This window comes from Scopulibacillus darangshiensis (genome assembly GCF_004341035.1).
In the GTDB taxonomy this organism is placed as follows: Bacteria; Bacillota; Bacilli; order Bacillales; family Sporolactobacillaceae; genus Scopulibacillus; species Scopulibacillus darangshiensis.
Genome location: NZ_SLXK01000010.1, coordinates 19,488 through 45,002, shown reverse-complemented (window position 1 = coordinate 45,002; position 25,515 = coordinate 19,488). Strand labels below are relative to the sequence as shown.

Genomic DNA, 25,515 nt, shown 5'->3' with positions numbered 1-25,515 from the left:
CCTTAAACTTCCTGTTCCAGTGTATTCAAAATGGCAGTGGTTAAGATTTGTATCCCTGAAAACAAAGCATCCCGATCGAACGTCATTTGCGGATGATGGAGACCAGGGGCGAGGTCACAGCCTAATCCAAGCATCGTCGCTTTAATGCTCGGGCGCTTAAGCGTATAAAAATGAAAATCATCCCCGCCGGGAGTGACGAGCGGCTCATCAAGATGGTCTTTACCTAAAATTTCTGTGATGGCATCTGCCATATACCTTTGGGCTTCATAATGGACCTTTGCTGCGGCGATATGTGACGGTTTGGATAATTCAATTTTGACCTTATAGAAATCCGCAGTCGTTTGGACAACATTTTCAACTTGCTCAATCAAAAGCGCCATAATCTCATTGGTTTGAGCCCTAAGGTCAATACTGAAAGAGGCATGACCTGGTATGATATTTGCGCTGTCGCCGCCTGCCCATAGCTTTGTCATCTTCACTGAATGCGGGATCATGGGGTTAAGATGAATATGACCTAACTCATGAACAAGCGTTGCGCCGATCTCCACGGCATTTGTCCCAAGATGAGGCCGTGCTCCATGCGCCTCTTCACCATGAATCTCGCCATTCATCGTTCCCGATGCGCCATGCACGATAGCCGGCGCCGCTCTCCCATTTGCTGTTTCTTGGATAGGACGCAAATGAACACCATAGAGAAAATCGATATCTTCTGCAACGCCTTTTTCAACCATTTTCAGAGCGCCTGCCCCTTTTTCTTCAGCCGGTTGAAAAATGAATCTTATCGTTCCTTTTGGCAGCTGCCTCATATTCTTAAGTGTAAATAACACACCCAGAACCATTGACATGTGCGCATCGTGGCCGCAAGAGTGATTGCCCTGGAAAACGCCGTCAACCTCCTGCCATAACGCGTCAATATCGGCTCGAACGGCTACGATAGGTTTCCCTTGGCCGATTTCCCCGACAACCCCTGTACAATCATCAAACTTGGTCACCCGGCAGCCGTTTTCTTTTAAAATGTTAGCGATATAGGCAGTTGTCTTATCCTCATGCCAGCTGACTTCCGGATGGCTGTGAAGATGGTCAAAGATCTCCTTTACTTTCGGTTTAATCGCGTCGATCGTCATATCTCCCACAATATCTTCTCTCCCTTAATCAATAAAAAAGTTTTTTAATCGTCTTGATTCATAAGCATCAATGTGCCGATTTGCCCGTTCAGGGTTCTTGGCATACACACCGGAGATTATCGCATTTAACAGCGAAAAGGTGACCGGCGCGGCATCAGGAACGGACTGCTCGGTAAGCTGAACCGGAAATAAAGCGTCTGCATAATCAACAATCGGCGAAATCGAGGAATCGGTGAACCCGATCACAAATATGCCGCGCTTCTTAGCCTCTTCAACGAGCCACAAGGTATCTAAGTCATAACGATAAAATGAAAAGGCAACGAGGACACTGCCTGCCAATAAGTCTTCTAAGTGAATATCGGTTTCTTGGCGAAATAAACGGGCCTTGCCGTAAACAAAATTCAGCATGAAAGTAAACCAATGCGCCATTGAAAATGATGATCGGCGGCCAGCTACTAGAATCCGCTCTGCTTCAGCGAGTTTGTTTACCGCAAGATCAAACATTTGTGGATCAACCATTTTCGCTGTTTGCTGGATGTTAGCTTGATCCTCCAACATTCTTTTTTCATAAATCGCCAGGGTTTCCTGATCAGTGTGTTCTTCCTTGTCATGATTTTTTAAATTAAACACAAAGTCCCGGATTTCCTTCTGCAGCTCGCCGTAACCTTTATAACCCAAGGCATGGCAAAAGCGGACGACCATGGTTTCACTCACGCCAATTTCTTCAGCCACCTTTCGAGCGGGGTTGGCTGCGAATGCGGCCGGTTCTTTTAATAGGAAGCCGGCTACTTTTTTCATTCCTTTTGTTAGGTCATTTCTATTCTTTTGAATACGCATCCTGAAATCCACTGCAAAACCACCTAATAAATGATTTATTTTAAAAAAGTATTGAAATAAATGAAATCATTTATTATAATTTAGCGCACGTACAGAATTTTCGCAATAGTAATTGCAATATAATTTTAAAAGGACCCGTACTAATTTGTAGTCATCCATCTTTAATTTACAAGGAGGTTAGAAAATGAAAGCGGAAACCGAAAAGCCCGTCCAAAGGAAAAAGCTTAAAATTGGCATGCCTGACGCCTACGTTATTTTATTTATCATTCTTCTCTTAGCTGTGGCATCCACTTACCTTTTCCAGGCGGGTGAGTTTGACCGCAAGACGGAAGACGGTGTGACAACCGTTGTCCCTGACAGCTACCACACTGTGGCGTCCCGGCCGGCTGACTTTATGGATCTGTTTTTATCGATTCAAGGCGGGTTAGTTGAGACTGCTCAGCTAATTTTCCTTGTGCTGATTGTCGGTGGAGCTTTTGCTGTCGTCGAATCCACCGGAGCAGTTGACGCGGGTATTATGAAAGCGATTAATAAGACGAAGAACAAACAGTATGTCTTAATCATCGCGATTGCTGTCCTGTTCTCGATCGGCGGATTGCTTGGTATTATCGTTAACGCCGTAATCGCCTTCGTTCCGATCGGCATCATTCTCGCCAAAGCGATGAAAGCCGATGCAATTGCCGGTATCGCTATGATCAAACTCGGCGCTTACGTCGGTTTTAACACGTCATTCCTCGACCCCGCAACAACTGGGTACGCCCAAAAAATTGCGGAATTGCCTTTATACTCAGGGGCGATCTTCAGAGCCATCACTTATGTCATTATTCTTGGTGTCACAATCGCCTATATTTGCCTTTATATTCGGCGCGTTAAAAAGGATCCTGCAAGAAGCATTATGGGGGACGAGCGGTTTGCGAAATCTGATATCGAGGTCCCCGATCAAGATGTGCCGTTTACCACTCAGCATAAAATTGTTCTCACTTTTTTTGGTCTAACCGTGCTCTTTTACGTTTTTGGTGTTTTCAAGTTCGATTGGTCGCTGAACCATATGACCGCCCTCTTCCTATTCATTGCCATTGGAACAGGTATCTTGGCAAAAATGACTCCGAATAAAGTCGTTTCGGTTTTCATGGGCGGCGCGCAAAAGCTTATCTACGGAGCCCTCGTGATTGGCTTCGCTCGAGCCATCGTAATCATTTTGGAAAACGGCAAAATATTAGATACTGTTGTTCACGGGTTAGCTGTGGCCTTGGAGCCCTTTTCATCTGTGACCGGAGCGATTGGCATGTTTTTCGCCAACTCGATTTTCGCCTTAATTGTTTCATCAGGAAGCGGAATGGCCGCCGTTCTCATGCCGATTCTGACCCCGCTTGCCGACATTATGGACATCCCGAGACAAGTTGCCGTCCAAACATACAAACTGGCTGACGGGTTCATGAACGCCGTCACACCGACATCCGGTGTCTTAATGGCCTGCCTTGCGATCGGCGGTGTCTCTTGGACAAAATGGATTAAGTTCATGTTTCCTCTTGTTATCATTTGGTATGTCATTTCCTGTGTCACACTCGCGATCGGCGTCTGGATCGGTTGGGGGCCGAATTAATTAGAAAACAAATGTCATCTTGACATCAAAATCCCTTACAAAATGGGCCTTCCATTACTAAGGGATTTTTATTTTTATATCATTGTCATTGGACACACAGCACCTACATATTTTAGATAGGGTTCGGGATAAGAAAAATAACAAAAGGAGGAATTGTTATCAAAAAAATCAAGTTACTGGTAATGTCATTGGTTGTCATGTTGTTAGTCCCTTGTACTGCATTTGCAAAGGCTGATAAACCTTTTGGGGCTGGCGAATGGGATGATTTAGGGTACTACGGAATGACGTATGTTACATACAAGGTGGCACATTCCGGCGGAGGGAACTTTAAAGTATGCATTGCTGATTCCGGTAACGCTACCTTTACTTACACATTGAAAGAAATCGACGGTAAGGGCAATTCACCTGAAACTGTTGGGAGAGTATCCTTATCAGAAGGAGAATGTAAGGTTTTTTATGTAGGGAACTATGTCGATGGGTCCAACCACCAGGCTGAACTGGCACTGACTAAAGGTAATGATGCCTATGTTGTCGCACGTTTTTGGGATTGATCCCTGAAGATTAGGGGGATTATACGCCCCCTTTTTTATGACTCTTTTACGGTCTTTTCCCAATACTCCCAGGCATTTAGATAGCCTTCCAGATCATCCGGGTGATGTCTGATGCATTTTCGAAGCATCTTTATGGATATCTGCTTTTTCCAACAATATCGCTGCTAATTCTTTTTCGGGAATTGAATGCAGCTCAATTAGAAAAGAGGCAAGCTCCGAAGATAATCCCTCAATAGAAGACAACATTATGGCGATCCCTCAATCATTTTATATCCAGCAAAAACCTTTCCAGGTTCCTGTTGCCCAAATGACTTATAAATAGGATTTGGGATAGGTAAGGTGACGTTTTCCATCAAAAATTCCAATAGCGTTATTTACCGGGGCATTCATCGTGTTAGCAAAAATACAACTGCTTGGCAAGGATAGGCAGTATCATCCCTGAAATACTAATAAAACTTAGTTTGCTGTTACTTTCCGCGGGGCTTTTATTACGAAGTCTAGCCGGTATTGTTTGGGCATTGGGTGATGTTTTTTTATAACTGTATAAATAATTGTAATCACATCCCCACAATTCTTATTTTACTATATTCTCAAGCTCCTCCTTACTAAGTCCAGTGATCCTCAAAATCAGGGCAAAAGGAATATCTTCTTTGAACATCGCCCTAGCCATTTCCTTTTTCCCTTCTATCTTCCCTTCTATCTTACCTTCCAAATTTCCTTCTCTTTTCCACTCTACCCTTTTCATATCAAGAAATTCTTTTAAAGTTGGTGAAGGCTCAGAATTCATAGCCTGGTTCATAAGAATTGCCTCCTTATCAATTAATGGTGTGATATCGCGTAGCAGATCACTAGTCATTTCCAAAGGAATTTCCAGTAAAAAATCAATGAAATAAAATAATGCGTTGATTTCTTTACGTTTATAGTCATTTTCTTTACCTTGCAGCAAGAGTTGGAGCAAACGACGTTTGAACTGATAACGCTGGACGGCATTGTTTTTACCCTTGATCATATAAATCCCTGCTAAAACAGCCAAAGAAAATGGATTTTCCGACAGCAATAATGTATTCTCGTCTTGGTCCAACAATTTATAGGTATTATATGTATATGTTAGTCGGGTACCGTAGAAGTTATAGGTGAAAGTGTTTGGTTTGAAGGATTTCCGATCATCGGCAAAAACGGCAATAGCATAGATTTTTCGGTGATAGGCATTAAAAATACGTGAGAAATACATATACATACGTTCTGAAAAGTCGTTGTCTTTGGAAGATTGAACTTCAATATGAATCAAAATCCACTGTTCGCTGCCATTTTTTAAATGGACTTTCATAATTTTATCAGTATATTTCTTTCCTTTTTTCACTGGAAAAGTCCCAGGCAGCTCCTGTTCAAGCGAATCAACTCTCTTGCTCCAATCGATGTTCTCAGAAAGTTCAGGGGCAAAAAACAGCATGAACGGCTCAAACAATTCAGTTAAAATCTTTTTCCAAAGTCCATCTTGATCTAAATATGGGGCTTGTTCTTCGAAAACCATAAAGGGTGAGGCATTTGACATTATTTTAACACATCCCTTAAGGAATTATAAAATCAATGTCTAAGATGCGAAAAAGTTATTATGAGGAGATAAAACCAGTGAAACGATCTATATTTATTATACCAGAATAAAACCTAAATGGGAACACACATTCCGAAAAATCTTTTTTTAATTTCGTTTAACACATACTCTTCAACGACTTTTTCGGTAAAAACAAAAGAGGTACGAACATGATCCATACCTCTCTTATTTTTATATTTTGGATTATTGATTGACTATAGGATAGATCCCGCCAGTTTGTTGAATCTCTGTGACGGGTGCCGGTGACAATGGATAGTATCCCTTACTGACCATGTATTGCCACATATCATAGGCATGCCTGCTGCTATTCAAAAAGGCATTTTCCAAAAAGGTCCGTAAATCAGGATTAGAACATTCCAATACTGATTTTGCATAATTCATAGCTGCTCCTTTTTGGTTAAGTAAATAGGCAGTGGCAATTTCTCGATCGTTATGCTGCACGGCGTTTAAATTGATGTCAACTGGCTGTAACTGCGGCATGGGTGACATCGTATAATTATTCATTTTCGGGTGCAACTCAGTTGGTACGAATTTTGTAATATCCGGAGTGCTGCTGTTCTGCAGAAATTCCACCTTCATGTTATAATCTGCAACATGTTTTGGAAAGTGCTGCTCCAGCAATTGCTTTAGTTCTGGATCTTGAGCTTGTTTAATGTAACCTGACATACTAGTGACTGTGTTATAGCAACTCATTACTAATTCACTTAAATCATGAAACTCATGACCAGCTAGCTGCATGACATGACCCTCCCTTGTAAATTATTACACAAGGATTATCATGTCCTACATCTGATTGGCTATGCAGAAATATGCAATCATTTATTTCGAATACCAATACAAACCATAATCGGTCATTACTGAGGCATGGCCCATTTGCCGCAGCATAGCTGTTATATTCCCGCGATGATAGGTCCCGTGATTAACGACATGCAGGACGATTTCAGACAAACTTGTTTCCCGTTTCCCTGTCCAAGTATTGTTAAGTATAGTCTTTTTATCTAGGTCATTATTTTGTTCGAGAAACGCTTTATACTGCTCTGATAAATCATTAAACATCGTTTCCATTTCTTCGATGCCCATCTTTTCTGTCCGTTCCCTCAACTCGTCCTCCATAGCAAATGCTTCCTTCATTTCTTTGCCAGAAAGGACACCTAACCAGCCACGATCAGCAATATAGATGTGTGCTAACACGCTTGATACCGAAGGAAAAACACTTGTAATTTCCTTTTGGTAAACGTCATTTGGGAGTTCTTTCAATCGATTAATGATCGTTTTATTCGCCCAAACGTTGTATCCATACATGTCTATTGCATAATTCATGAAATATAGCCTCCTTTTGGATGGGTATTCACTTGTTGTCTAAATTATATGCAAACTCCCCTGACAAAGAGTGTCAGGGGAGTTTAATTATTGTTAAATGAAAACCCTAGGCTAGGCCTAGGGTTTTCATTTAACAAAAAAAGCGCCCCTACCTCTTGTAGGAACGCTTCGTTTAAATAGTTTATTTTTCCTTTTCCGCTGAGACAATTAAAAACATAGGCCTGCGGTTTTCATCTTTCATTTCTGGGATATTTTTTAACATATCTTCAGAAGGCATCGGCTCCCTGACCGCCTTTATGCTAAAACCTGCATTTATTACGTCATTTATATACGTTGCGAATGTACTATGATATTTTACAACGTCCTCAGTCAAAAATGATGTTTCCCGCAAACCTTCTAATTGATAATTGTCAACTGGCCAATGCAGGCGCCTCCCCTGATCATCGACATACCAATCCTGTTCGTTTCGTGAAGTAAAGATTGGATGTTCAACCGAGAAGACAAATGCACCGCCTGGCTTTAGGCAATCAAAGACTTTTTTGCAGATTGCATCAAACGATCTTATATAATGAAAAGCGAGCGAACTGAGAACCACATCAAATTGAGAGTCCGAAAAATCAATGTCTTCAATTGGCATTTTTAAATACGAAATCAAGGGATCATCCGTTTTTTCGCAAGCCTTTTGAAGCATTTTTTCAGATATATCGACACCTACCACAGAACTCGCATGCTCCGTGCGGGCAAACCGGCAATGCCAACCAAAACCGCACCCCAAATCAAGCACACTTTTATTTCGCAGCTCTGGGATTAATGCTTTCAATACATGCCATTCTCCAGCACCTTCAAGCCCTTTGACTGATCGCGGCATTTGCTCATACGAAGAAAAGAAATTCTCGTTATCATATTTGTTTTGTTTCATCGTTCATACAACTCCTATATATTAAAATAGCCTCCTAAAATTATTACCATATCTATTTAGGAGGCTATCCCTCTCCTTCTTACCATTGCATCCTCTCCTCGTATATTAGGTTTAGGCCCTTAAATCAGTGCCGTAATTCTATACGTCAATACTTCCACAATTTATGTGCAATTAAACCTTATATATTCAGCTATATACCAGGCTCTAATACCGGGATATCTCCAACAGCAGCGTTAGCGGTTCTCCCTAAGGCGCACGTTTCCTCGAGTACTTTTCTGCACACTAAGAATGCCGAGTCCTTTTGCCATTGATACGGGATCATGGCTTGTTTTAGGACATCAAGGCTCCCAGGTGTTAGCAGCTTTTTTAACTTATCTCGTAACATGCCAGGATTTTCAGTATACAAAGCTGTACCGGATTGAAGCAAAAAATGGAGATTGTCATTCTCCTGCCCTCCCAGAGCGCGCACAATCAACATCGGGACTTCAGCAGCAATGGCTTCCGATACCGTTATGCCGCCGGGCTTTGTGACAAGCAGATCAGCAGCAGCCATCCATTCGTGCATATTTTCAACAAAGCCCAATAGTTTTAAAGGATACAAGTATTCAACTTCTTTTTTCTTTATCCGCTTGAGAAGTCTTTGGTTCCTGCCGCATATCACAACAACTTCAAACGGTACCATAAGGTCGTTCAATTCCTGAAGGAGATTTTCAATTTTATTAAAAACGCCAAACCCGCCGCCAGCTAATAAAATACAAGGAAGATCTGGATTAAGACCTAGTTTCCCTTTAACCTTTCTTTTCGAAAAGGGTAATGAGAAATTGGGATGGACTGGAATACCAGTTACCGTAATAAATGATTCCGGCACACCATATTTGATCATATCCCTTTTAACCAGCTTTGAGGCAACAAAATAATGATCAATATATGGATTAATCCATGAGCTGTGAACCGTATGATCCGTAATGACTGTGTATATTGGTGTGATAATAAGCCCAAGTTCTTTAAGCTCGGAAAGCATTCCAGAAGCTACGGGAAAAGTGCTTATAATTGCGTCGGGTTTTTTCTCGCCCAGCCATTCGTAAAGCTGACCTAATCCTAAACCATGAAGTCTTTTCTTTGCTATTGTAGTGATTTTCGATTCGGCACGTGTTTTCTCATAAAGATAATCATATAGTGACGGAAATCTTTTAATGCCGCTTACAAATAGTTTTTTTGTAAGTTTATCAGCAAACTGCGGCAAAAGATCCGTAACATCAAAAAGAACAGTGTTAATGTTTTGACGATCATTAAGCTGAACCATAGCATCACGCAATGCCTCAGCTGCCTTTATATGACCGTCGCCATATCGCCCGGTCAAAATAGCAATGGTCAGTGACATGCTAGTCCACTCCTTTTAACACATCTTCAAAATGTGCCATAATTAATGGACTTGAATGAGGCGTGAAATGTTCAAATCAAATCTCCATTTTAAAGGACTTGCCAAAATGGCAAGTCCTTTAGTCAATCAATCACCCTGTAACTCCCTCTTTAGAGCTAATTGTACCTTCTTCAACTATTTCTTCTTCATGGTGCGGTTTAACCCTTTTAATAAAGAGAGCAAGGATAAGTGCGACAGCCGCTATCAAGGTTGAAATGAAAAAAGTGAAGTTGATGCCATGCAGCATCGCTTGATTCATAATATGCTGTTTCATTTCAGCGGCAGTCTGCGCTGATGGCTGTGCTGTATTGGCATCCATAGTTGACATCACATGAGCGGCTAAGTCCTTTGCTTTTGCTTCAGTACGATTGTTCATTACTGTGATCAACAAAGCAGAACCTATGGCACCTGATACCTGCTGAAGCGTATTATTCATTGCTGTTCCGTGCGGGTTTTCTCTTGCCGGCAGCTGATTCAACCCATTTGTCATCACCGGCATCATCACCATAGACATCCCAAACATGCGACATGTATATAATAATACAAGAGTAAAGTAAGTCGTATCCATATTAATTTTACTAAAGTAATACGATGTCACAACAGTAACGAGCAAACCAAACACAGCAAGTGTTCTAGCCCCGTATTTATCAAAGAGCTTACCCGTAATTGGCGACATAATCCCCATTACAATAGCACCTGGAAGCATCAGCAAGCCCGAATCAAGCGGCGAAATCCCACGAAGTGTTTGCACATAAATGGGCATCAATATCATCGCCGAAAACATCGCGACGGCTATAACGATGGAAATGGCTGAAGACAGGGCGAACATCGGATACCTGAAGATACGAAACTCAAGCATGGGATCATCCATCCGAAGCTGACGGAGTATGAAGGTAATTAACGCAAGTGCCCCGACAATTATCGTACCGTATACATATGGACTATCCCATCCTTTATCACCTGCGGAACTAAAGCCATAAAGCAATCCGCCGAATCCAATACATGATAAGATAAGTGAAATGATATCAAGCTTCATGGCACGTTGTTGAGTCACATCTTTTAGCTTAAAAATAGAAAGGACCAAGGTTAGCAGCGCAATTGGCAGGACAATATCAAATAACGTTCTCCAGCTGTAATGCTCGATTAACCATCCAGAAAGTGTCGGTCCAATCGCAGGCGCCGTGATCATGACAAGTCCAAATGTCCCCATTGCTGCCCCTCTTTTCTCTACTGGAAAAGCGGTCAGCATGACATTCATTAAGAGTGGCATCATAATGGCGGAACCTGATGCCTGAATCATCCGTGCCGCGAGCAGCACGCCAAACACGGGAGCGATGCTTGCTAAGAACGTTCCTAAGGTAAACAATGCCATTGCAGTAATAAATAACTTTTTATCGGTGAAGCGCTGAATGAAAAAGGCGCTTGCTGGTATTAAAATTCCATTTATAAGCATATAACCTGTCGAGAGCCATTGAACCGCCGTTGCATTTACATCAAACTCTTTCATAATTGAAGGAAGCGCAACATTTAGCAATGTCTCATTCAATATTGCAATAAACGCCCCAATAAATAAAATGGCAATCATGCCGTATGGCGGTTTGTTTTGAATAGAATCGGTTTTCGACATATAGAATCAGCCCTGCTTTCCATGTAAGATAAATCACTTAAATAGTTTATACCGATAGTCTAATTAATGCAACAACAAAATTTTAAATTATATTTAATCACTGATATAATAGGAATTATACACCCATGATAAAAATAGACCATGATTATAAAGGTGAGATAAAATGAATGCAAAAAGAAAACAAATCATTGAAGCCGCACACCAATTATTTGTCGATAAAGGCTTCGCATTAACGTCGATTCAGGATATATTGGATAAGGCAGGAATTGCCAAAGGGACATTTTACAATTATTTTAATTCGAAAAATGAATGTTTGCGGGCCATTTTGGCGTTCGTATCGGAAGAGGTAGACCAAAAGCGCAGAGAACTTGCCATCGGCAAAGAAGTTGATAGTGAAGAAGTCTTCGTCCGCCAAATGGCTGTGCGGATGAATATGAACAAGCAGCACCATATATTTGCGGTTTTTGAAACGGTGTCTTTTTCCGATGATGTCGAGCTGAAAGCCTTCATGAAAAAGCAACATCACACCGAACTGCAATGGATCTCCAAAAGACTCGGGTGTCTATACCCGCCTAAAGCAAGGCCGTATACATTAGAACATGCCGTCATGCTTGTGGGAATTGCCCATCATTTGATGCATGTATGGAAGCTGGGGTCAAATAAGGACATTTCAACCGAGAAGGTCATCCAATACGCTTTAACGCGAGTAAAATCAATGATAAAAGAACAAATAGAAAACGAAAAACCCTTTTTGCCAGAAAATTGGCTTGACATAACTAATGATGGGGATACAACTGATCTAAAAAAAGAGGTTATCGCACAATTGAATAGGCTCAGTAATAAAATTAATGAAAAAGGTTTTTCAAAACAGCAGGACTATATTCAATTCCTACTCTCTGAACTGCAGTCGGACAATCCGCGGACCTTCTTAATCGAAAGTGTCCTCATGTCATTTGAACAAGCCTTTGAACAAACCGAGCTCGAACATGAAGCGAGCCATATTGTTAAAATGGCCTGGAAGATTATGTAGAGATTGTTGTTATTTAAAGAAAATCCCTTGGGAAGTAAACTATCCCGAGGGATGCCTTTTTAACTATTTTTGATAGTACAAGCATCTTAAGAAGAATCCTGCTGCGCCTTTTTATCTTTTGGAAAGGCAAACCGTTTTTACACTTATTTACTTTCGATCGTCACGTTATGCTGATCATTGTCATGGTTGGTCCATGTTACTGTTGATCCAGCCGATATCGTTATTTTATTTGGTGTGAATTTATAGTCTTTGAGGTCAATCTTTTTTTCTTTTGGTTGGCCATCTGGCTTTACGATGACTGTCATTATCATAAATGGGTGCGGATTGCAATGAACGTTATATGTGCCCGCTTTTTTAAACATATATCTGTATGTTTTCCCCTTGTTAAGCAGAGGTGAACTTGCTGTTTGTTTGGGCGGCGACTTCTTCGTTGAATTTCCGGTGCTTGCCATTGTGTCTTTGTTTTGCTGATCCTTATCCATTGCCATTTGATGCACAGGTTGTCGATGATCGCTGGCATGGCTTCCCAATATACTTACAAAAAACGGCACTTTATCCGTTTTTATATCTTCGATCACCTTATTGCTCGCGATATCGATGACAGCCACTGTATTTTCACCTGTCACTCCAACGTAAGCCTTCTTTCCATCAGGCGTAACAGCCACGCCATGCGGTCCTTGTCCTACATGAATTGTTTTAATCACCTGCCGTTTGGGAATGTCGATTACCGAGACAGCATCTGAACCGATGCCGCCCACATAAGCATATTGTCCGTCAGGTGTGACATCCATGACATGATGCCCTGTGACAACGGGGATGGTATCGATCATTTCCCCTTTTTTAAGATCAATGACTCCTACAGCATTCGTTTTAGTTAAACTGACCAGAAGCGTTTTTCCGTCAGGGGTAATTGTGAGATTATGCGGTGCCCCCTTAACATGATTGATCGTTTTTTTCACCTTTTGACTGGAGGTATCGATTACGGAAACTGAATTCGAGTTTGTATTTGTAACGTAAAATTTACTACTGTCTGGGCTTGCAACGCCGTTATGTGGATGTTTTCCTACATCAATCTTCCCTGTCTCATCCATTGACTTCAAATCAATTACCGATACTGTGTTTTCTCCTTCGTTAATAACGTACGCCCATTTTCCATCAGGCGTAAAGTTGATCCCTTTAGGTGTTTTCCCTACCGAAATCGTTTTTTTAACTTTGGACATTTTTGTATCAATAACCGAAACATTATTCGATCCACTGTTAACAACATACACATATTGGCCGCCAGGGGTCACCTCGTTATATGTAGGGTGTTGACCGACTGGAATTGTCTTGATAATCTTGTTGGTTTTTGGATCAATGACTTGTACATTGTTTGACCCGCTGTTATTAACATACAGCAGCGGTTGGTCGGTCTTAGGTTCTTTGCCGGTATTCTTGTTTGAATCCTCTGATTTGGTATCTGCCGCACCGCCGCAGCCTGAGAGCAATAAGATTAGACACAGAACGAGACACATGAATGGAACCATTTTTCGACCTTTAAATTTTTGCAGCATCTGATTTCTCCTCCATAGCATAAAATTTAGCATTCTAGCATTCGCTATGAAGCAAGGATAAAACGAAAAGATTATCAATTGCTAACGGAAATATTAACAAAGTATTAAATCTTCAATCTTTTTGCATTATTTCATTCCTATCGTGAATATGGACAGTTAGAATGTGAATATCAATTATAAGATAGACCTAATTTTCTATAGGGGGCTGGACATATGGTGATTGCGGATAGGAGGATTAGAAAGTTAGATCCAAAAGATATTTTGTTGCCTTCCGGATATAAAATAGAAATCTTTTGGACGGAATTGATGACGCCTATTAACTTAATGATTACGGACTCGGGGGACATGCTTGTCGCCAATTCGGGAGTTTTAACGGGAAACGGGGAGGTCGGCCGTCTGACACCTTCTGGTTATCAAATGATTGCAGACGGCTTTCATCCGCCGCTGACAGGCATCAATGAATATGAAGGAAATATTTTCGTCTCGCACAGAGGAGCCATTACTGTCATTAAACCTGATGGTCAAAAAGAAGATATCCTTTCCGGGCTGCCAAGCTGGGGTGATCACCATAATAATAGAGTGGTGTTTGGTCCCGATGGGAAAATGTATTTTGGACAAGGAACAGCGACAAATTCAGGGGTTGTTGGAGAAGACAATCATTGGGTGAAAAGCTATCCGTTTTTTCACGATTATCCCGGTTCGGATATTGAGTTGCGAGGCAAAAACTATAAAACCAAAAACCTTCTAAGCGCAGCATCTGAAGACTATGCGGTCACAGGGGCTTATTCACCTTATGGTATTTCCTCATATCCCGGCGAAACGATTAAAGGATCTATAAAGGCGAGCGGAAGTATTTTAAGAGCGAATCGGGATGGCTCACAGCTTGAACTCATTGCTTGGGGATTAAGGAATCCATTTCGTATCAAGTTCGATAAGCATAATCGGTTATTTGCGGCCAATCACGGGATTGATGAACGCGGAAGCCGCCCTGTCGCAAATTCCCCGGATGAGTTCCGTATTATAAGATCGGGAATGTGGTATGGCTGGCCTGATTATACGGGGGGATACCCTATTACAGCGCCGATGTTTAAACCGGAGAACAAGCCACAACCGGAATTTTTGTTACGCCGCCATCCCATGGAACCGCCAAAGCCGTTGTCACGTTTTGCCCCTCATTCAGCTGCAATGGGTTTTGACTTTAATAGCCGTACTGATTTTGCACCAATTGGGGATGCTTTCATTGCTGAATTCGGCAGTGAAGCGCCAACAACTACTGGAGGCAAGCCAGCACCCCGTGTCGGTCACCGCGTTTCAAGGATTGATCTCAGGACAGGAAATGTAAGCCCTTTCGCTGTGAATAAAACCGGGGGCGCCGCATCAGCGACAAATAGCGGCGGTTTCGAACGTCCGATCGATGTTGTTTTTGGACCGAATGGCGAGATGTATATCGTTGATTTTGGCATTTTTCCTCCAGCACGTGAAGCACCGGCAAAAACCGGTGTGATTTGGCGCGTTACAAAGGCATAACATCATCGCCTGAGCCGTTTCAATAGAAATATACTCAGTTCAACCCAAATCCAGCTGTATAAAAAAGAAAATAGTGCTATAAATAGAAAGGTTCGCAAGCCTGCGCCCAGGTAAACCGACGGTCCCAACACCGGAAATCGAAGGCCTAACATCAAAATGAGAATGCCTGCAAACAATGCGCCTGCCCCTGCCAATATAATGCTAAGGCGACTGTTTAATATATGGAAGGATAGACCAATCCCGATCCCTAATAGCCCGGTTGTGAATGGAAAGACAATGACTTCGCTCGGTTGAATGAAGAATAACAAGAAGATCGTTAAGAAGTAACCAACAAAGCCATATCTGACGGTTAAAATCATCATTAGTATAATGGGTGCAGTCGCAAAGGGACTAATGAACAGCCCAACAGCCGGTATCAAACCGCCGGCTGACTGGATGATGGCCGATACGCCGCTTAATAGAGCGGTGATCGCAACTTTCTTTGGTATAGAAGCTTGTATAAACGTATTAGATATGGCTTTCGCATGCTTAGCAATCGGCTGAAGCAAAAACATCATCGCTCTCCTTCAATCGTTGTTAAGCATACTATATTCAGATGTCTTTCAGATCATTATAAGGAATACGAATTAAGCTTAATTCATTTGTTTGAATTCGTTTAAGCGTTTGCTTAAACGGAAATTTTCCGTATAATCAACTGGGCAATCAATGATGACCGGCCTATCTTCCAAAAATGCCTTTTGCAAGATCCCTGACAAATCCGCCGCCTGTTCAACTTTGTATCCTTTTGCGCCATAGGTTTTTGCCAGTGCCATAAAATCGGGGTTATTAAATTGAATGTTTGATGACCTGCCTAACTTGTTTTCCTGTTCCCATTCAATCATGCCATACCTTCCATCCCGCCAAACTATAATAACAATCGCCAATTTTAACCGCACGGCTGTTTCAAACTCAGTTATTGACATAATAAATGCCCCATCACCGCAAACTGCCAATACCTTTTTGTCGGGAAAGGCAAGCTTCGCACCGATTGCACCGGGGAGCCCCACACCCATTGACGCAAGTCCGTTCGAAATGATACAGCGATGCGGCTTCAGTGCCTCATATTGTCTGCCAATCCAGAGCTTATGAGCCCCGACATCAGTTAGTAAAATATCATCGCTTGAAAGCGCAGCTTGGATGTCCCTAATAATTCTTTGTGGCGCCATCGGGAAAGCGTCACTTTTAGCAGTTAGCATTATATCACTCGTTATTGTTTCTTTTATTTTGTGAAAATATGGATCAATAGCCTCCTTTTTGTTAATTTGCAATGTTAAACACTCAAGATTTTCATACAAATCACCAAGAATGGATGAGTTATTAAGTGCATCTATAAAATCAATGTTTTCTTCACCAGGCACGCCAAAAATATATTCTATTCCTTGCTGTTCAAGACATTTTACCAAAAGCTCCGCTGCTTTCAAGAAGATTCGTCCCTTTCTATTATAAATAAAGCTTAGTAGTTAAAATGCCACGAAGTCCTAAATTTTATAAAAAATACGCCTTTGGCAAAGTCAGAATACTTCGCCAATTTAACGGCACCTATTCCCATCATTTATGTCGCACAAAAGGAAGGTTATGGCCGGGGGACCAATGTTTTTAAACAAATAAACGGAAGATGGATGGTCGTTCATGAGCACTTAAGCGTACTAGATAAAAGCCGCTAAAAACCCCTGAATCCTGCTAATATAGCAGAATTCAGGGGGTTCTTATCTATTCGTTTTTCCCGGCACTCCTTTCTGCCGCTTCAACCGTATGTGACAGCAAGGTTGCTATTGTGACGGGGCCGACACCACCCGGTACCGGGGTAATGGCACTTGCTTGAGTCAGACATGCATCATAATCGACATCGCCTATATTCCCCTCATTATATCCAGCATCTAAAATAATTGCTCCCTGCTTAATCCAAGAGCCTTGCACAAACTTTGGTTTTCCGACGGCCGCAACAACGATATCCGCGTTTTGGACAATTTTATCAATATCTTTTGTTTTGGAATGACAGGTCGTTATCGTTGCATCCCTATTCAATAATAAGGCTGATACCGGTTTACCCAGTATGGGGCTGCGACCTATAACAACGGCATTTTGACCCTCGATTGTTATATTATAATAGTCCAGGATAGTCATAATCGCCTTTGGAGTACATGATGGAAAGCCGCTTAACCCCAATGCCGTTCTGCCAAACGTTGCACTTGTGACACCATCTACATCTTTTTCTAGATCAATCGCTTCAAATGCTGCCCTTTCGTCAATATCGCCGGGAACGGGATGCTGCAGCAATATGCCGTGAATTTGTGGATCTTCATTTAATTTGTTAATTTCATCCAATAAAGCTATTGTCGTCGTTTCTTTTGGCAAATGGACACGTTTGGAGCTAATACCGAGCCGGCTGCATGCATTTCCCTTCATTCTCACATAGGTCTCTGATGCCGGGTCACCGCCAACCAGGATCGTCGCAAGGCATGGGGTGATGCCTTTGGCTCTTAAATTTTCAACTCTCCCTTTTAACCCATCTTTAATCTGTTTTGCAACAACAGTACCGTCAAGAATAATTGGTTCCATCATCATCCTCCTAAAAATATAAAAAGGCAAGGAGATTAATCTCCTCACCTTTGCCCAGGCGAACGGCTGTATAACGATGTGCTCCCTCGTGGTGATCCACGTTTCGCCAGTTACACATCGAAGGTTTATTTAAGTTTATTTTACCAGAAAACAAAACCATTTCAAAATGCATATTAAAACAACTGCCCATTAACTTATCTGTTAATTTTCTTTATTTTGGTCGCGATTAACATCCGAATCCTGACTGTCCGTTATATCATTAACAGAGCGTTTAAATTCCTTCAACGTTTGCCCGACAGCTCTCCCTAGCTCTGGAAGTTTTTTCGGACCGAATAAAAGAATGGCTGCCGTAAAAATCAACATAAACCCGCCGATCCCAATGTTAAAAGGCATGATGTTTCAGCTCCTTTCATCCCCGTCCGTTAACCACGGTACCAAGCATTTTTCTTATAACCGCGTTTTTCCCAGAATCCCGTCCATGGTTGATCAATGAGTTCCATTCTGTTTAGCCATTTGACCGATTTATAACCGTACATTTCCGGTACGATAAGCCTTGACGGTCCACCATAATCTTGCGGAATCGGTTTTCCGTCCCGTAACACCGCGACCATAACATCATCCATATGTGCCTGCTTAATCGTTAAGGTGTCTGTATAAACGCTATCACCGGAATAAAACTTCACGTATTTTGCCTTATTTTTGACGCCAGCCTTTTTTAACAAATAAGACAGCGGAACACCTTGCCATGTGACATGGTACACCGACCAGCCGGTCACACAATGGAAATCACTGACTTGAACCTTTTGCGGCAAATTCAAAAATTCTTTCCAATTAAAAGTTAAAGGGTGATCCACAAGCCCATCAATTGTGAATGACCATGTATCCGATGAAAACGCAGGAACATCAGTGACTGTATACATCCTGAAGGTGCCATTTGCCCCGCCGCCTTTCGGTGGTAAGGAGCCAGGGGCCGGCTCGGGTTGCGGCACCATATGATTTCCATCTCTTTTGGTTTGTTTTAACAGTGATTCACCGCTGAATCCAGCGATTCGGCCAAGCCAACCGTAGAAAAATGGAGCGACTGCAACAACAAGAAGCCCTCCCGCGCTTAGGCGGATAAATTTTCTACGCGACATCAATGTTTCTCTTTTTTTAGGGGCAAGAGGTTGAGTACCATCTAAGTTTTTCTTCTGGTCACGGGTCTTGCGTTCTTCCCTATCCATTTTCTTCAGCCAACGACTTCTTGAAATCGCGTGATACACCGTGTACGGGATCCCGACAAACGTGAACAAATCGTGGAAGATGAGGGCGGTTGAACTCCAGACATCTGGAAAATGGCGGTAAAAGGCCAGGATTATCCCCGAGACACTCCATCCGATAATAATAAAAAGGACAAACCGGAGATTATTGCGATGGTTCACTCTTTTCCAGATTTGTTTCATATGTTTAGTTAATAATGGGGTATAAAGGAGTAAAAGAAAAATAGAAACATAACCCAGATAAATATGAACCAACTTTAAATTTACCCTAAATGGCGCTACATAGCGGCGAAGGAAAGGCAAATAAAGCATGATCCCCGTAATCGCTAACAGTAAAATCACCCAAGCATTCCATTTATGCAGTCTTTTTAACTTTTTCCCAAAGGGGTATTTCAGCCAGCCCTGCCTTTTGTCCACCACGAACCCCCTCCCTTTTAGTTGTATTTAGGAAGTGTAAACCAAAACATGCTTCCCTTCCCCAGTGTGCTCTCCACACCAATTGACCCGCCATGCATTTCTACGATGGATTTTGCAATCGATAGCCCTAATCCTGACCCGCCGTAATTTAGGTTTCTTGATTTTTCCACACGATAAAACCGTTCAAACACAGCGGCCATATCTTCCTCTATCATTCCTTCACCTTGATCGGAAACAGTCACTTTCACCTGTTCCCCTGACAGATTTTCCGCTTCAAGCGTGATCAGGCTGCCAGTCGGTGAATAACGTATCGCATTTTGCAAAATGTTGATGAGGACGCGTTTGATTTGATAGGGAACAATCACAACAGGCGGCATTTTATCGGGAATATGGACGGAAACCTCAATCTGGTTATTCTGTAATTGGACATATTGGTTTTCAAGCGTTTCGAGAATCAGATTATCGAGGTGAAAAGGTTCCGGTTGAAAGGTTTCCGATCCAGCATCTAATCTTGACAACTGAAACAAATCGTCGATTAAATGGCTAATTCGCCCTGTCTCCAAACTGATGGTTTTTAAATACTTTTGAAAAGTATAGTCATCTTCAATCACCCCGTCCTGAAGTGCTTCTACAAAAGATTGTATTGATGCCAGCGGTGTCCTTAAATCATGAGAAACATTGGCCACCAATTCTTTGCGAGACATCTCAGCTTGCTGCAGACGGGTAAAACTTTGCGCCAGCTTGCCTCTCATTTCATTAAAATGATCAGCCAACTCCCGAAATTCAATGGGACCCATCGCCGGAACCTTACCTTCAAACTTTCCTTCAGAAATTTCTTTTGTTTCCAATGAAATGGTCCGGATTGCACGATGAATCGGTCTTGTCAATATATAATGCGTCAAAAAAGAAATCACACCGGCAAAAAGCGTCACCGCGGTTAATACTAAAATTGCCTCCAGATGAAGGAACATCCTAATATAGCTAAAAATTAAAAAAATGAAAATAAACCCAATGCTTAGACCGTTAGCAATCATCAATTGACTACGTAACTTCATTCGTCATCACGATCCTCAAACTTATAACCAATCCCCCAAACCGTTTTAATAAAACGAGGTTTTGAAGGGATCGCTTCGATCTTTTCCCTCAGCCGGCTGATATGGACGGTCACGGTTGTGGTATCACCGAAGTAGTCCAGTTCCCAAATTTGGTCAAGAAGCTGATTTCTTGAAAACACTTGGTTAGGATGACTGGCGAGCAGCCATAAAACATCAAACTCTTTGATGGTTAGATCGATCTCCCGGTTGTTAATAAGAACGATCCTCGTTTCTGGGTCAATATCCAACCTGCCATACGTTATCCGATTTGATTTGGATAAGTCATCCTTTGCCTTTTTCTTGTATCCAATATTCATACGCCGGAAAATGGTTTTCACTCGTAAGACCAACTCCCGGGGGCTGAATGGTTTTGTGATGTAATCGTCAGCACCCATCGTCAAGCCCATAATTCGATCCATTTCTTCTCCACGCGCCGTTAACATGATGATCGGCACCTCATCCTCATTACGGATTTCTTCGCATACCTGCCAACCGTCCTTTTTCGGCATCATCACATCCAGAACAATCAAGTCTGGAGATTCGGATTGCCACTTTTCAAGTGCCTCCACGCCGTCTGATGCGAGAATGACATCAAAATCCTCTCTTTCCAGATACCTCTTCGAAACATCAGTAATATTTGCTTCATCATCAACAACCAAAATTTTGTAACTCATGGAAAGCACCTTCTTTTAAATATCTATTTTCTTATTATTATAGCTGGTTTTAAAGGAAGCTTTAAGAAGGTGCATAAAAAAGAAGTCATTTTGGAACCGTGATCTCTAAAATTTCCGTTTCTATGTTTATTACTGATCTTTTTTCATATCATCTTTGCTTTTCATATCGTCTTTGCTTTTCATGTCGTCTTTGCTTTTCATATCATCTTTGCTTTTCATGTCGTCTTTGCTTTTCATATCATCTTTGCTTTTCATGTCGTCTTTGCTTTTCATGTCGTCTTTGCTTTTCATGTCGTCTTTGCTTTTCATATCATCTTTGCTTTTCATGTCGTCTTTGTTTTTCATGTCGTCTTTGCTTTTCATATCATCTTTGCTTTTCATGTCGTCTTTGTTTTTCATATCGTCCTGTTTATTATCGTGCATTTTTTGTTCGGAACCTCCGTTGTTTGTGTCGGAATGTCCCGCTGCACATCCGCTTAATGTGAGAACACAAGCAGCTGCTAAAGTTAATATAGGTTTGTTTAAAGTAATCATTTACCTTCACCCTTTCCTTTCTATTTGTTTTCACAGTTAAGCCTAAAAAATAAACCTTATCAATTCCTAACGAAAAGATTAACAAAGTATTAAATCATGAAAAACGCGGAAACTATTTTTTACGATCATTTGATGCTCCTTATGAAACACCTGAATTGACCACTAACTATATAAAAAGGCAAGGAGTTGATCTCCTTACCTTTTGGGTTTATTAAGCCTTTCCTTCGATAAATATTTTTCGGGTTAAATCTATAAAAGCCTCTAAAGGCGGTGTCATCCATTTATCTTTGTGCCAAGCAATTTGAGTGAAAATTGGTGGTTCCCGATGTTTCCAGGCTATCTCTTTCATGCGTCCGATCTTGATATCTTCTTCCACAACAATAGCCGGCAGCAAAGCAATGCCAAGCCCGGCAATGACACATTGCTTTATGGCCTCTATGCTGACGAATTCTATTTTATCCAAAGGGTACACCTCAGATGAATGAAGGAACCCTTCGAAAATAGACCGGTAAGAACAGCCAATTTCTGTGAGTAAAAGCGTTTCCTGTTCAAGGTCCTTAGGGAAAACTTCAGGTTTAGCCACTAACGGATGCGAAGGCGGGGCAACCATTTTTATGTCATCCTTGACAAGAGGCTCAATTTTTAACGCCCCTTCAGGTTTGCATATGTCCATAATGAAAGCAACATCAAGCAGTCCTTCCATAAGATGCTCTCTTGCCTTTTCATCGGAATGGGCAGGCTTAAAGACGAGTTTAACACGCGGAAACTTCGTCTTGAACGCTTTTAGTATAGGCGGGAGCCGATATGTGCATTGACTTTCTTGGGCACCTATTGTGAGGGTGCCTGCCGGTTCCTCTACCCCATTAACCGCCATTTTAGCCTCATCACTAAGCCTGACCATCTTATCAGCATATAATTTATACTTATTTCCTGCCTCCGTTAAAACTAATCGTTTTCCTAGGCGTTCAAATAATGGTGCTCCAATTTCAGCTTCAAGAGCCTTTATCTGTGCGGTAACACTGGATTGAGCAAAGTTTAAGATCTTTGCTGTCTTCGTAAAATTCAAATTTTCTGCAGCTGTTTTAAACGTCATCAATTGCTTTATTTCCATAACCACCGCCCCTTAATCGATATTTCCGATTTATAATATCAAATTTATCATCTTTATTGATTTATGATTCCATAATAAGATAGATGTAATCAAACAACAAGTTGGTTATTAAAATACCATGGGTTAGAAGGGAATGATCATGATGACGATCGGCATCATTTATGGAGGGACACGCGAAGGGAATACTGAAATGTTAGCGCATTATGCCGTTCAAGAATTAGCAGCGGAAAAAATATATCTCAGGGATTATAGCATCCATTCTATTGTTGACCAGCGCCATATACTTGGGGGCTTTCAGAATATAGGCGATGATTACAATTCAATCATTGACCGAATTTTACAGCATGACATCCTAATATTCGTTACGCCGATCTATTGGTACAGCATGTCAGGCACTATGAAAAATTTCATCGATCGCTGGTCACAGTCATTAAGGGATACAAATTACTCCAATTTCAAGGCATCAATGTCTGCCAAAAAGGCGTTTGTCATTGCTGTAGGGGGAGATAATCCTTATGTGAAAGGGTTACCACTGATCCAGCAATTTCAGCACATTTTTGATTTTATGGGAATGTCCTTTGACGGCTATGTTCTTGGTGAGGGAAATAAACCGGGAGATATAAGGCAGGATGAGGCAGCAATACTTGCAGCTCAGCAATTGAATAACAAATTAAAAGCCTATGAAGGATGATGAGAGGATGAACGGAATGTTCATCCTATTTCTATGTTGTAAATAACTTCCCTTTGATAGCATCAATGTAGCGCTTGGCGGATTTTTGGACCGACTCATTTGCATTCTCTTTAATAACTCTATGAAAGGCACCGTATAAGCGATCGAAGGTCAAATCCTTTACCCTATTTGCTATATCTTCGACTTTCTCAGCTGGCAGCGGGATGCTATTAGGGTAGCTATACATAAAACTTACCCACCCACGATCCGCGACAACCTGAATGATATCACCTGTAAAAAGAGTGCCATTCTTCTTATTATCCCAATGTACAACCGATCCGCCTTTAAAATGACCGCCTAAGCGATGCAGAGTGAGATCTTCACTTAATTCAAGTACTTCACCAGACCAGAACTTAATTTTGTCGCTCGGCCTCATCACCCATTCTTTGTCATCTTCATGGATATAAATTGGCGCATCCAGCGCCTCAGCCCATTCTACCTGTGCGGAATAATAGTGAGGGTGTGATAAGGCGATCGCGTCGGCGCCACCTAACTTCTTGATAGCCTCGATTGTTGTATCATCGATATAAGTTATGCAATCGCATAAGAGATTGAATGACTGACCTTGGATGAGGTAAGCCGTTTGGCCGATAGCAAAACTTGGCTTGGTTGTTATGCTGTAGAGCCCTTCTTCCTCATGAAGAATATCATTATGGCATTCACCGCTTTGCCGCATGTCTTCTAATGTCGTCCAAACTTGACCATTCGGGCCCACGTATTGCCGTTCTTCATTGCAAATCGTGCATTCAGCTGGCGGCTCTTGCGTCGAAGGATATTGCGTTCCGCAAGTCACACAAACATAATGTTGCATTCATTTCCATCCCTTCTTATATCTGTTTCAACTTTTATATTATAATATTGCCAATTATAAATATACTATAGTGCCAGTTTAATAGTTTTATAGAGTGCCAAAAGACGATCTTTCGCCAATTCGCCTTGTCTTTTATCGTTTAACTCGGTGTAAAACAACAATGTCAGCATAACGGCCGTATCATATTGATAGAAGGATTTTACAATATCAGGAACTCTCTTCATTTCTGATTCAAACCCATTATAGCCTTTAATGAACGCCTGATTGACAAATCCATAGTCTTTAATCCTCAACTACACCATCTTCATCATTGGTGAAGGTTCAGAATTCATAGTATTACCACATCCCTTTAGGAATTAAAAAATGTCTAAGTTATGAAGGATGGATTATGGGGAATAATTAAAATTATTATAGCTTTTATTATAGCAAAACTCAAACCAAAAGGGAATGTGCGTTCGGTAAAAACTCTAACATTTTTTAATTCATATTACTTCACTTTTTTGTTACCAAGATTCTCCTTCATAAGTTTTGCAATTTGCTTGGCGTCCTCACCTGGAATTTGTTCGAGTTGGTCAATGACACGTTTTCTCCGTTCCGAAGAATGGTTCTGACTTAATTTATACTTCCCTTCCATTTTATCAATGTTTATTTTAAAGCCAACAATTCCTTTAGACATCCCACTAATGAAGCTTGGGTCTATTTCTTCTAAATTATAGGAACTGTCCGGTTCTTCATATGCCTGTACCAAATCATGAAGGTAACCGATTAACTCCTCCTCGTTCTCTACTATTTTAACTCGCCCTGTTACGTGGACCGCCACATAGCTCCATGTCGGCACTGATTTAGTAGTTTCATACCAAGATGAAGAGATATAGGCATGAGGTCCATGAAAGACGGCAAGTACGTTTTGATCCTCTATGTCTCGCCATTGGGGGTTCGGACGAGCAAAATGCCCGTATAATAAACCTTCTTCCCTATTTAATATTAGAGGCAAATGCGTTGCGAATGGCTCCCCGTTGTGCTGGGAAAACAGTGTAGCAAAACTATGTTCTTTAATAATGTTATAAGCTTCCTCTTCATCTTTTATCATAAAGTGTTTTGGAATGTACATATCGAATCTCCTCCATCCCTTCATAATTATTCGATTGGTATAAATATATCCAT

Annotated in this window: 28 protein-coding genes and 1 riboswitch; of the genes, 6 read left to right on the top strand and 22 right to left on the bottom strand. The window is 41.5% G+C overall.

What is annotated here, in order from left to right; translation table 11 throughout:
* Window positions 1–2: 2 nt before the first annotated feature.
* Together EV207_RS08840 and EV207_RS08835 are read right to left on the bottom strand one after the other, a co-directional pair.
* On the bottom strand, window positions 3–1,124 hold the full coding sequence (locus EV207_RS08840) for a M20 peptidase aminoacylase family protein (protein WP_132745854.1): 1,122 nt from the start codon (window positions 1,122–1,124) through the stop codon (window positions 3–5).
* Window positions 1,125–1,148: 24 nt separating this feature from the next.
* Window positions 1,149–1,973: a MurR/RpiR family transcriptional regulator gene (locus EV207_RS08835; protein WP_132745790.1), complete on the bottom strand. Its 825-nt coding sequence runs from the start codon at window positions 1,971–1,973 to the stop codon at window positions 1,149–1,151.
* Between the two features lie 172 nt (window positions 1,974–2,145).
* Here EV207_RS08835 and EV207_RS08830 point away from each other — a divergent pair, with 172 nt between their 5' ends.
* On the top strand, window positions 2,146–3,564 hold the full coding sequence (locus EV207_RS08830) for a YfcC family protein (RefSeq protein ID WP_207902936.1): 1,419 nt from the start codon (window positions 2,146–2,148) through the stop codon (window positions 3,562–3,564).
* Window positions 3,565–3,845: 281 nt separating this feature from the next.
* Window positions 3,846–4,115 (top strand): hypothetical protein, encoded by a 270-nt coding sequence (locus EV207_RS08825; RefSeq protein WP_132745789.1) that lies wholly within the window; start codon window positions 3,846–3,848, stop codon window positions 4,113–4,115.
* Between the two features lie 93 nt (window positions 4,116–4,208).
* Here EV207_RS08825 and EV207_RS22985 read toward each other — a convergent pair whose 3' ends face one another.
* The 7 genes from EV207_RS22985 to EV207_RS08795 form a co-directional block, all read right to left on the bottom strand.
* On the bottom strand, window positions 4,209–4,361 hold the full coding sequence (locus EV207_RS22985; RefSeq protein WP_165886881.1) for a hypothetical protein: 153 nt from the start codon (window positions 4,359–4,361) through the stop codon (window positions 4,209–4,211).
* A 328-nt stretch (window positions 4,362–4,689) separates the two neighbouring features.
* The gene (locus EV207_RS08820; protein ID WP_132745788.1) at window positions 4,690–5,667 is read right to left on the bottom strand and encodes an RpnC/YadD family protein; all 978 of its coding nucleotides are present in this window, start codon (window positions 5,665–5,667) and stop codon (window positions 4,690–4,692) included.
* A gap of 243 nt (window positions 5,668–5,910) precedes the next feature.
* Window positions 5,911–6,465: a spore coat protein gene (locus EV207_RS08815; RefSeq protein ID WP_132745787.1), complete on the bottom strand. Its 555-nt coding sequence runs from the start codon at window positions 6,463–6,465 to the stop codon at window positions 5,911–5,913.
* Window positions 6,466–6,546: 81 nt separating this feature from the next.
* Window positions 6,547–7,047: a DinB family protein gene (locus EV207_RS08810; protein WP_132745786.1), complete on the bottom strand. Its 501-nt coding sequence runs from the start codon at window positions 7,045–7,047 to the stop codon at window positions 6,547–6,549.
* A gap of 181 nt (window positions 7,048–7,228) precedes the next feature.
* The gene (locus tag EV207_RS08805) at window positions 7,229–7,966 is read right to left on the bottom strand and encodes a class I SAM-dependent methyltransferase (protein ID WP_132745784.1); all 738 of its coding nucleotides are present in this window, start codon (window positions 7,964–7,966) and stop codon (window positions 7,229–7,231) included.
* A gap of 190 nt (window positions 7,967–8,156) precedes the next feature.
* A complete protein-coding gene (locus EV207_RS08800) occupies window positions 8,157–9,347 on the bottom strand; it encodes an MGDG synthase family glycosyltransferase (protein ID WP_132745782.1) in 1,191 nt (396 codons plus the stop codon).
* Window positions 9,348–9,477: 130 nt separating this feature from the next.
* Entirely contained in the window at window positions 9,478–11,013 is a 1,536-nt protein-coding gene (locus tag EV207_RS08795; protein WP_132745780.1) for a DHA2 family efflux MFS transporter permease subunit, read from the bottom strand.
* A 163-nt stretch (window positions 11,014–11,176) separates the two neighbouring features.
* On the opposite strand from EV207_RS08795, the gene EV207_RS08790 reads away from it, so the two are divergent.
* The gene (locus tag EV207_RS08790; protein ID WP_132745778.1) at window positions 11,177–12,043 is read left to right on the top strand and encodes a TetR/AcrR family transcriptional regulator; all 867 of its coding nucleotides are present in this window, start codon (window positions 11,177–11,179) and stop codon (window positions 12,041–12,043) included.
* A 143-nt stretch (window positions 12,044–12,186) separates the two neighbouring features.
* On the opposite strand, the gene EV207_RS08785 is transcribed toward EV207_RS08790, so the two are convergent.
* A complete protein-coding gene (locus EV207_RS08785; RefSeq protein WP_165886880.1) occupies window positions 12,187–13,596 on the bottom strand; it encodes a YVTN family beta-propeller repeat protein in 1,410 nt (469 codons plus the stop codon).
* Window positions 13,597–13,809: 213 nt separating this feature from the next.
* On the opposite strand from EV207_RS08785, the gene EV207_RS08780 reads away from it, so the two are divergent.
* Window positions 13,810–15,123, top strand: coding sequence for a PQQ-dependent sugar dehydrogenase (locus EV207_RS08780; protein ID WP_132745774.1), 1,314 nt, complete (start codon window positions 13,810–13,812; stop codon window positions 15,121–15,123).
* A gap of 2 nt (window positions 15,124–15,125) precedes the next feature.
* Here EV207_RS08780 and EV207_RS08775 read toward each other — a convergent pair whose 3' ends face one another.
* Window positions 15,126–15,680, bottom strand: coding sequence for a hypothetical protein (locus EV207_RS08775; RefSeq protein WP_243646999.1), 555 nt, complete (start codon window positions 15,678–15,680; stop codon window positions 15,126–15,128).
* 75 nt (window positions 15,681–15,755) lie between these two features.
* Window positions 15,756–16,583: a thiamine pyrophosphate-dependent enzyme gene (locus tag EV207_RS08770; protein ID WP_132745772.1), complete on the bottom strand. Its 828-nt coding sequence runs from the start codon at window positions 16,581–16,583 to the stop codon at window positions 15,756–15,758.
* An 81-nt stretch (window positions 16,584–16,664) separates the two neighbouring features.
* On the opposite strand from EV207_RS08770, the gene EV207_RS23715 reads away from it, so the two are divergent.
* Window positions 16,665–16,826: a nuclear transport factor 2 family protein gene (locus EV207_RS23715; protein WP_279389184.1), complete on the top strand. Its 162-nt coding sequence runs from the start codon at window positions 16,665–16,667 to the stop codon at window positions 16,824–16,826.
* 46 nt (window positions 16,827–16,872) lie between these two features.
* Here the strand turns inward: EV207_RS23715 and EV207_RS08760 are convergent, their stop codons facing one another.
* The 7 genes from EV207_RS08760 to EV207_RS08730 all read right to left on the bottom strand — a co-directional run bounded on the left by EV207_RS08760 (window position 16,873) and on the right by EV207_RS08730 (window position 22,810).
* Window positions 16,873–17,724 (bottom strand): bifunctional 5,10-methylenetetrahydrofolate dehydrogenase/5,10-methenyltetrahydrofolate cyclohydrolase, encoded by an 852-nt coding sequence (locus EV207_RS08760; protein WP_132745850.1) that lies wholly within the window; start codon window positions 17,722–17,724, stop codon window positions 16,873–16,875.
* 42 nt (window positions 17,725–17,766) lie between these two features.
* A riboswitch (ZMP/ZTP riboswitch) is annotated at window positions 17,767–17,845 on the bottom strand.
* A gap of 77 nt (window positions 17,846–17,922) precedes the next feature.
* Complete coding sequence (locus EV207_RS08755; protein WP_132745770.1) at window positions 17,923–18,114, bottom strand: twin-arginine translocase TatA/TatE family subunit; 192 nt, start codon at window positions 18,112–18,114, stop codon at window positions 17,923–17,925.
* 29 nt (window positions 18,115–18,143) lie between these two features.
* Window positions 18,144–19,397, bottom strand: coding sequence for a molybdopterin-dependent oxidoreductase (locus EV207_RS08750; protein ID WP_132745768.1), 1,254 nt, complete (start codon window positions 19,395–19,397; stop codon window positions 18,144–18,146).
* Between the two features lie 17 nt (window positions 19,398–19,414).
* Window positions 19,415–20,452 carry a sensor histidine kinase gene (locus EV207_RS08745; RefSeq protein WP_132745766.1) on the bottom strand — a complete coding sequence of 346 codons (1,038 nt, stop codon included), beginning with the start codon at window positions 20,450–20,452 and terminating at the stop codon, window positions 19,415–19,417.
* A complete protein-coding gene (locus tag EV207_RS08740) occupies window positions 20,449–21,165 on the bottom strand; it encodes a response regulator transcription factor (RefSeq protein WP_132745764.1) in 717 nt (238 codons plus the stop codon). Before EV207_RS08740 ends, EV207_RS08745 begins: the two co-directional genes overlap by 4 nt.
* A 129-nt stretch (window positions 21,166–21,294) precedes the next feature.
* The gene (locus EV207_RS08735) at window positions 21,295–21,699 is read right to left on the bottom strand and encodes a hypothetical protein (RefSeq protein WP_132745762.1); all 405 of its coding nucleotides are present in this window, start codon (window positions 21,697–21,699) and stop codon (window positions 21,295–21,297) included.
* A 211-nt stretch (window positions 21,700–21,910) separates the two neighbouring features.
* Window positions 21,911–22,810, bottom strand: a complete 900-nt coding sequence (locus EV207_RS08730; RefSeq protein ID WP_132745760.1) for a LysR family transcriptional regulator — start codon at window positions 22,808–22,810, stop codon at window positions 21,911–21,913.
* A 142-nt stretch (window positions 22,811–22,952) separates the two neighbouring features.
* Here EV207_RS08730 and EV207_RS08725 point away from each other — a divergent pair, with 142 nt between their 5' ends.
* Complete coding sequence (locus EV207_RS08725; protein ID WP_132745849.1) at window positions 22,953–23,501, top strand: flavodoxin family protein; 549 nt, start codon at window positions 22,953–22,955, stop codon at window positions 23,499–23,501.
* Between the two features lie 31 nt (window positions 23,502–23,532).
* On the opposite strand, the gene EV207_RS08720 is transcribed toward EV207_RS08725, so the two are convergent.
* The 3 genes from EV207_RS08720 to EV207_RS08710 all read right to left on the bottom strand — a co-directional run bounded on the left by EV207_RS08720 (window position 23,533) and on the right by EV207_RS08710 (window position 25,462).
* Window positions 23,533–24,351, bottom strand: coding sequence for an MBL fold metallo-hydrolase (locus EV207_RS08720; protein ID WP_132745758.1), 819 nt, complete (start codon window positions 24,349–24,351; stop codon window positions 23,533–23,535).
* 65 nt (window positions 24,352–24,416) lie between these two features.
* Window positions 24,417–24,644, bottom strand: coding sequence for a hypothetical protein (locus tag EV207_RS08715; RefSeq protein WP_132745756.1), 228 nt, complete (start codon window positions 24,642–24,644; stop codon window positions 24,417–24,419).
* A 194-nt stretch (window positions 24,645–24,838) separates the two neighbouring features.
* Window positions 24,839–25,462, bottom strand: coding sequence for an FMN-binding negative transcriptional regulator (locus EV207_RS08710; RefSeq protein WP_132745754.1), 624 nt, complete (start codon window positions 25,460–25,462; stop codon window positions 24,839–24,841).
* Between the last annotated feature and the right edge of the window lie 53 nt (window positions 25,463–25,515).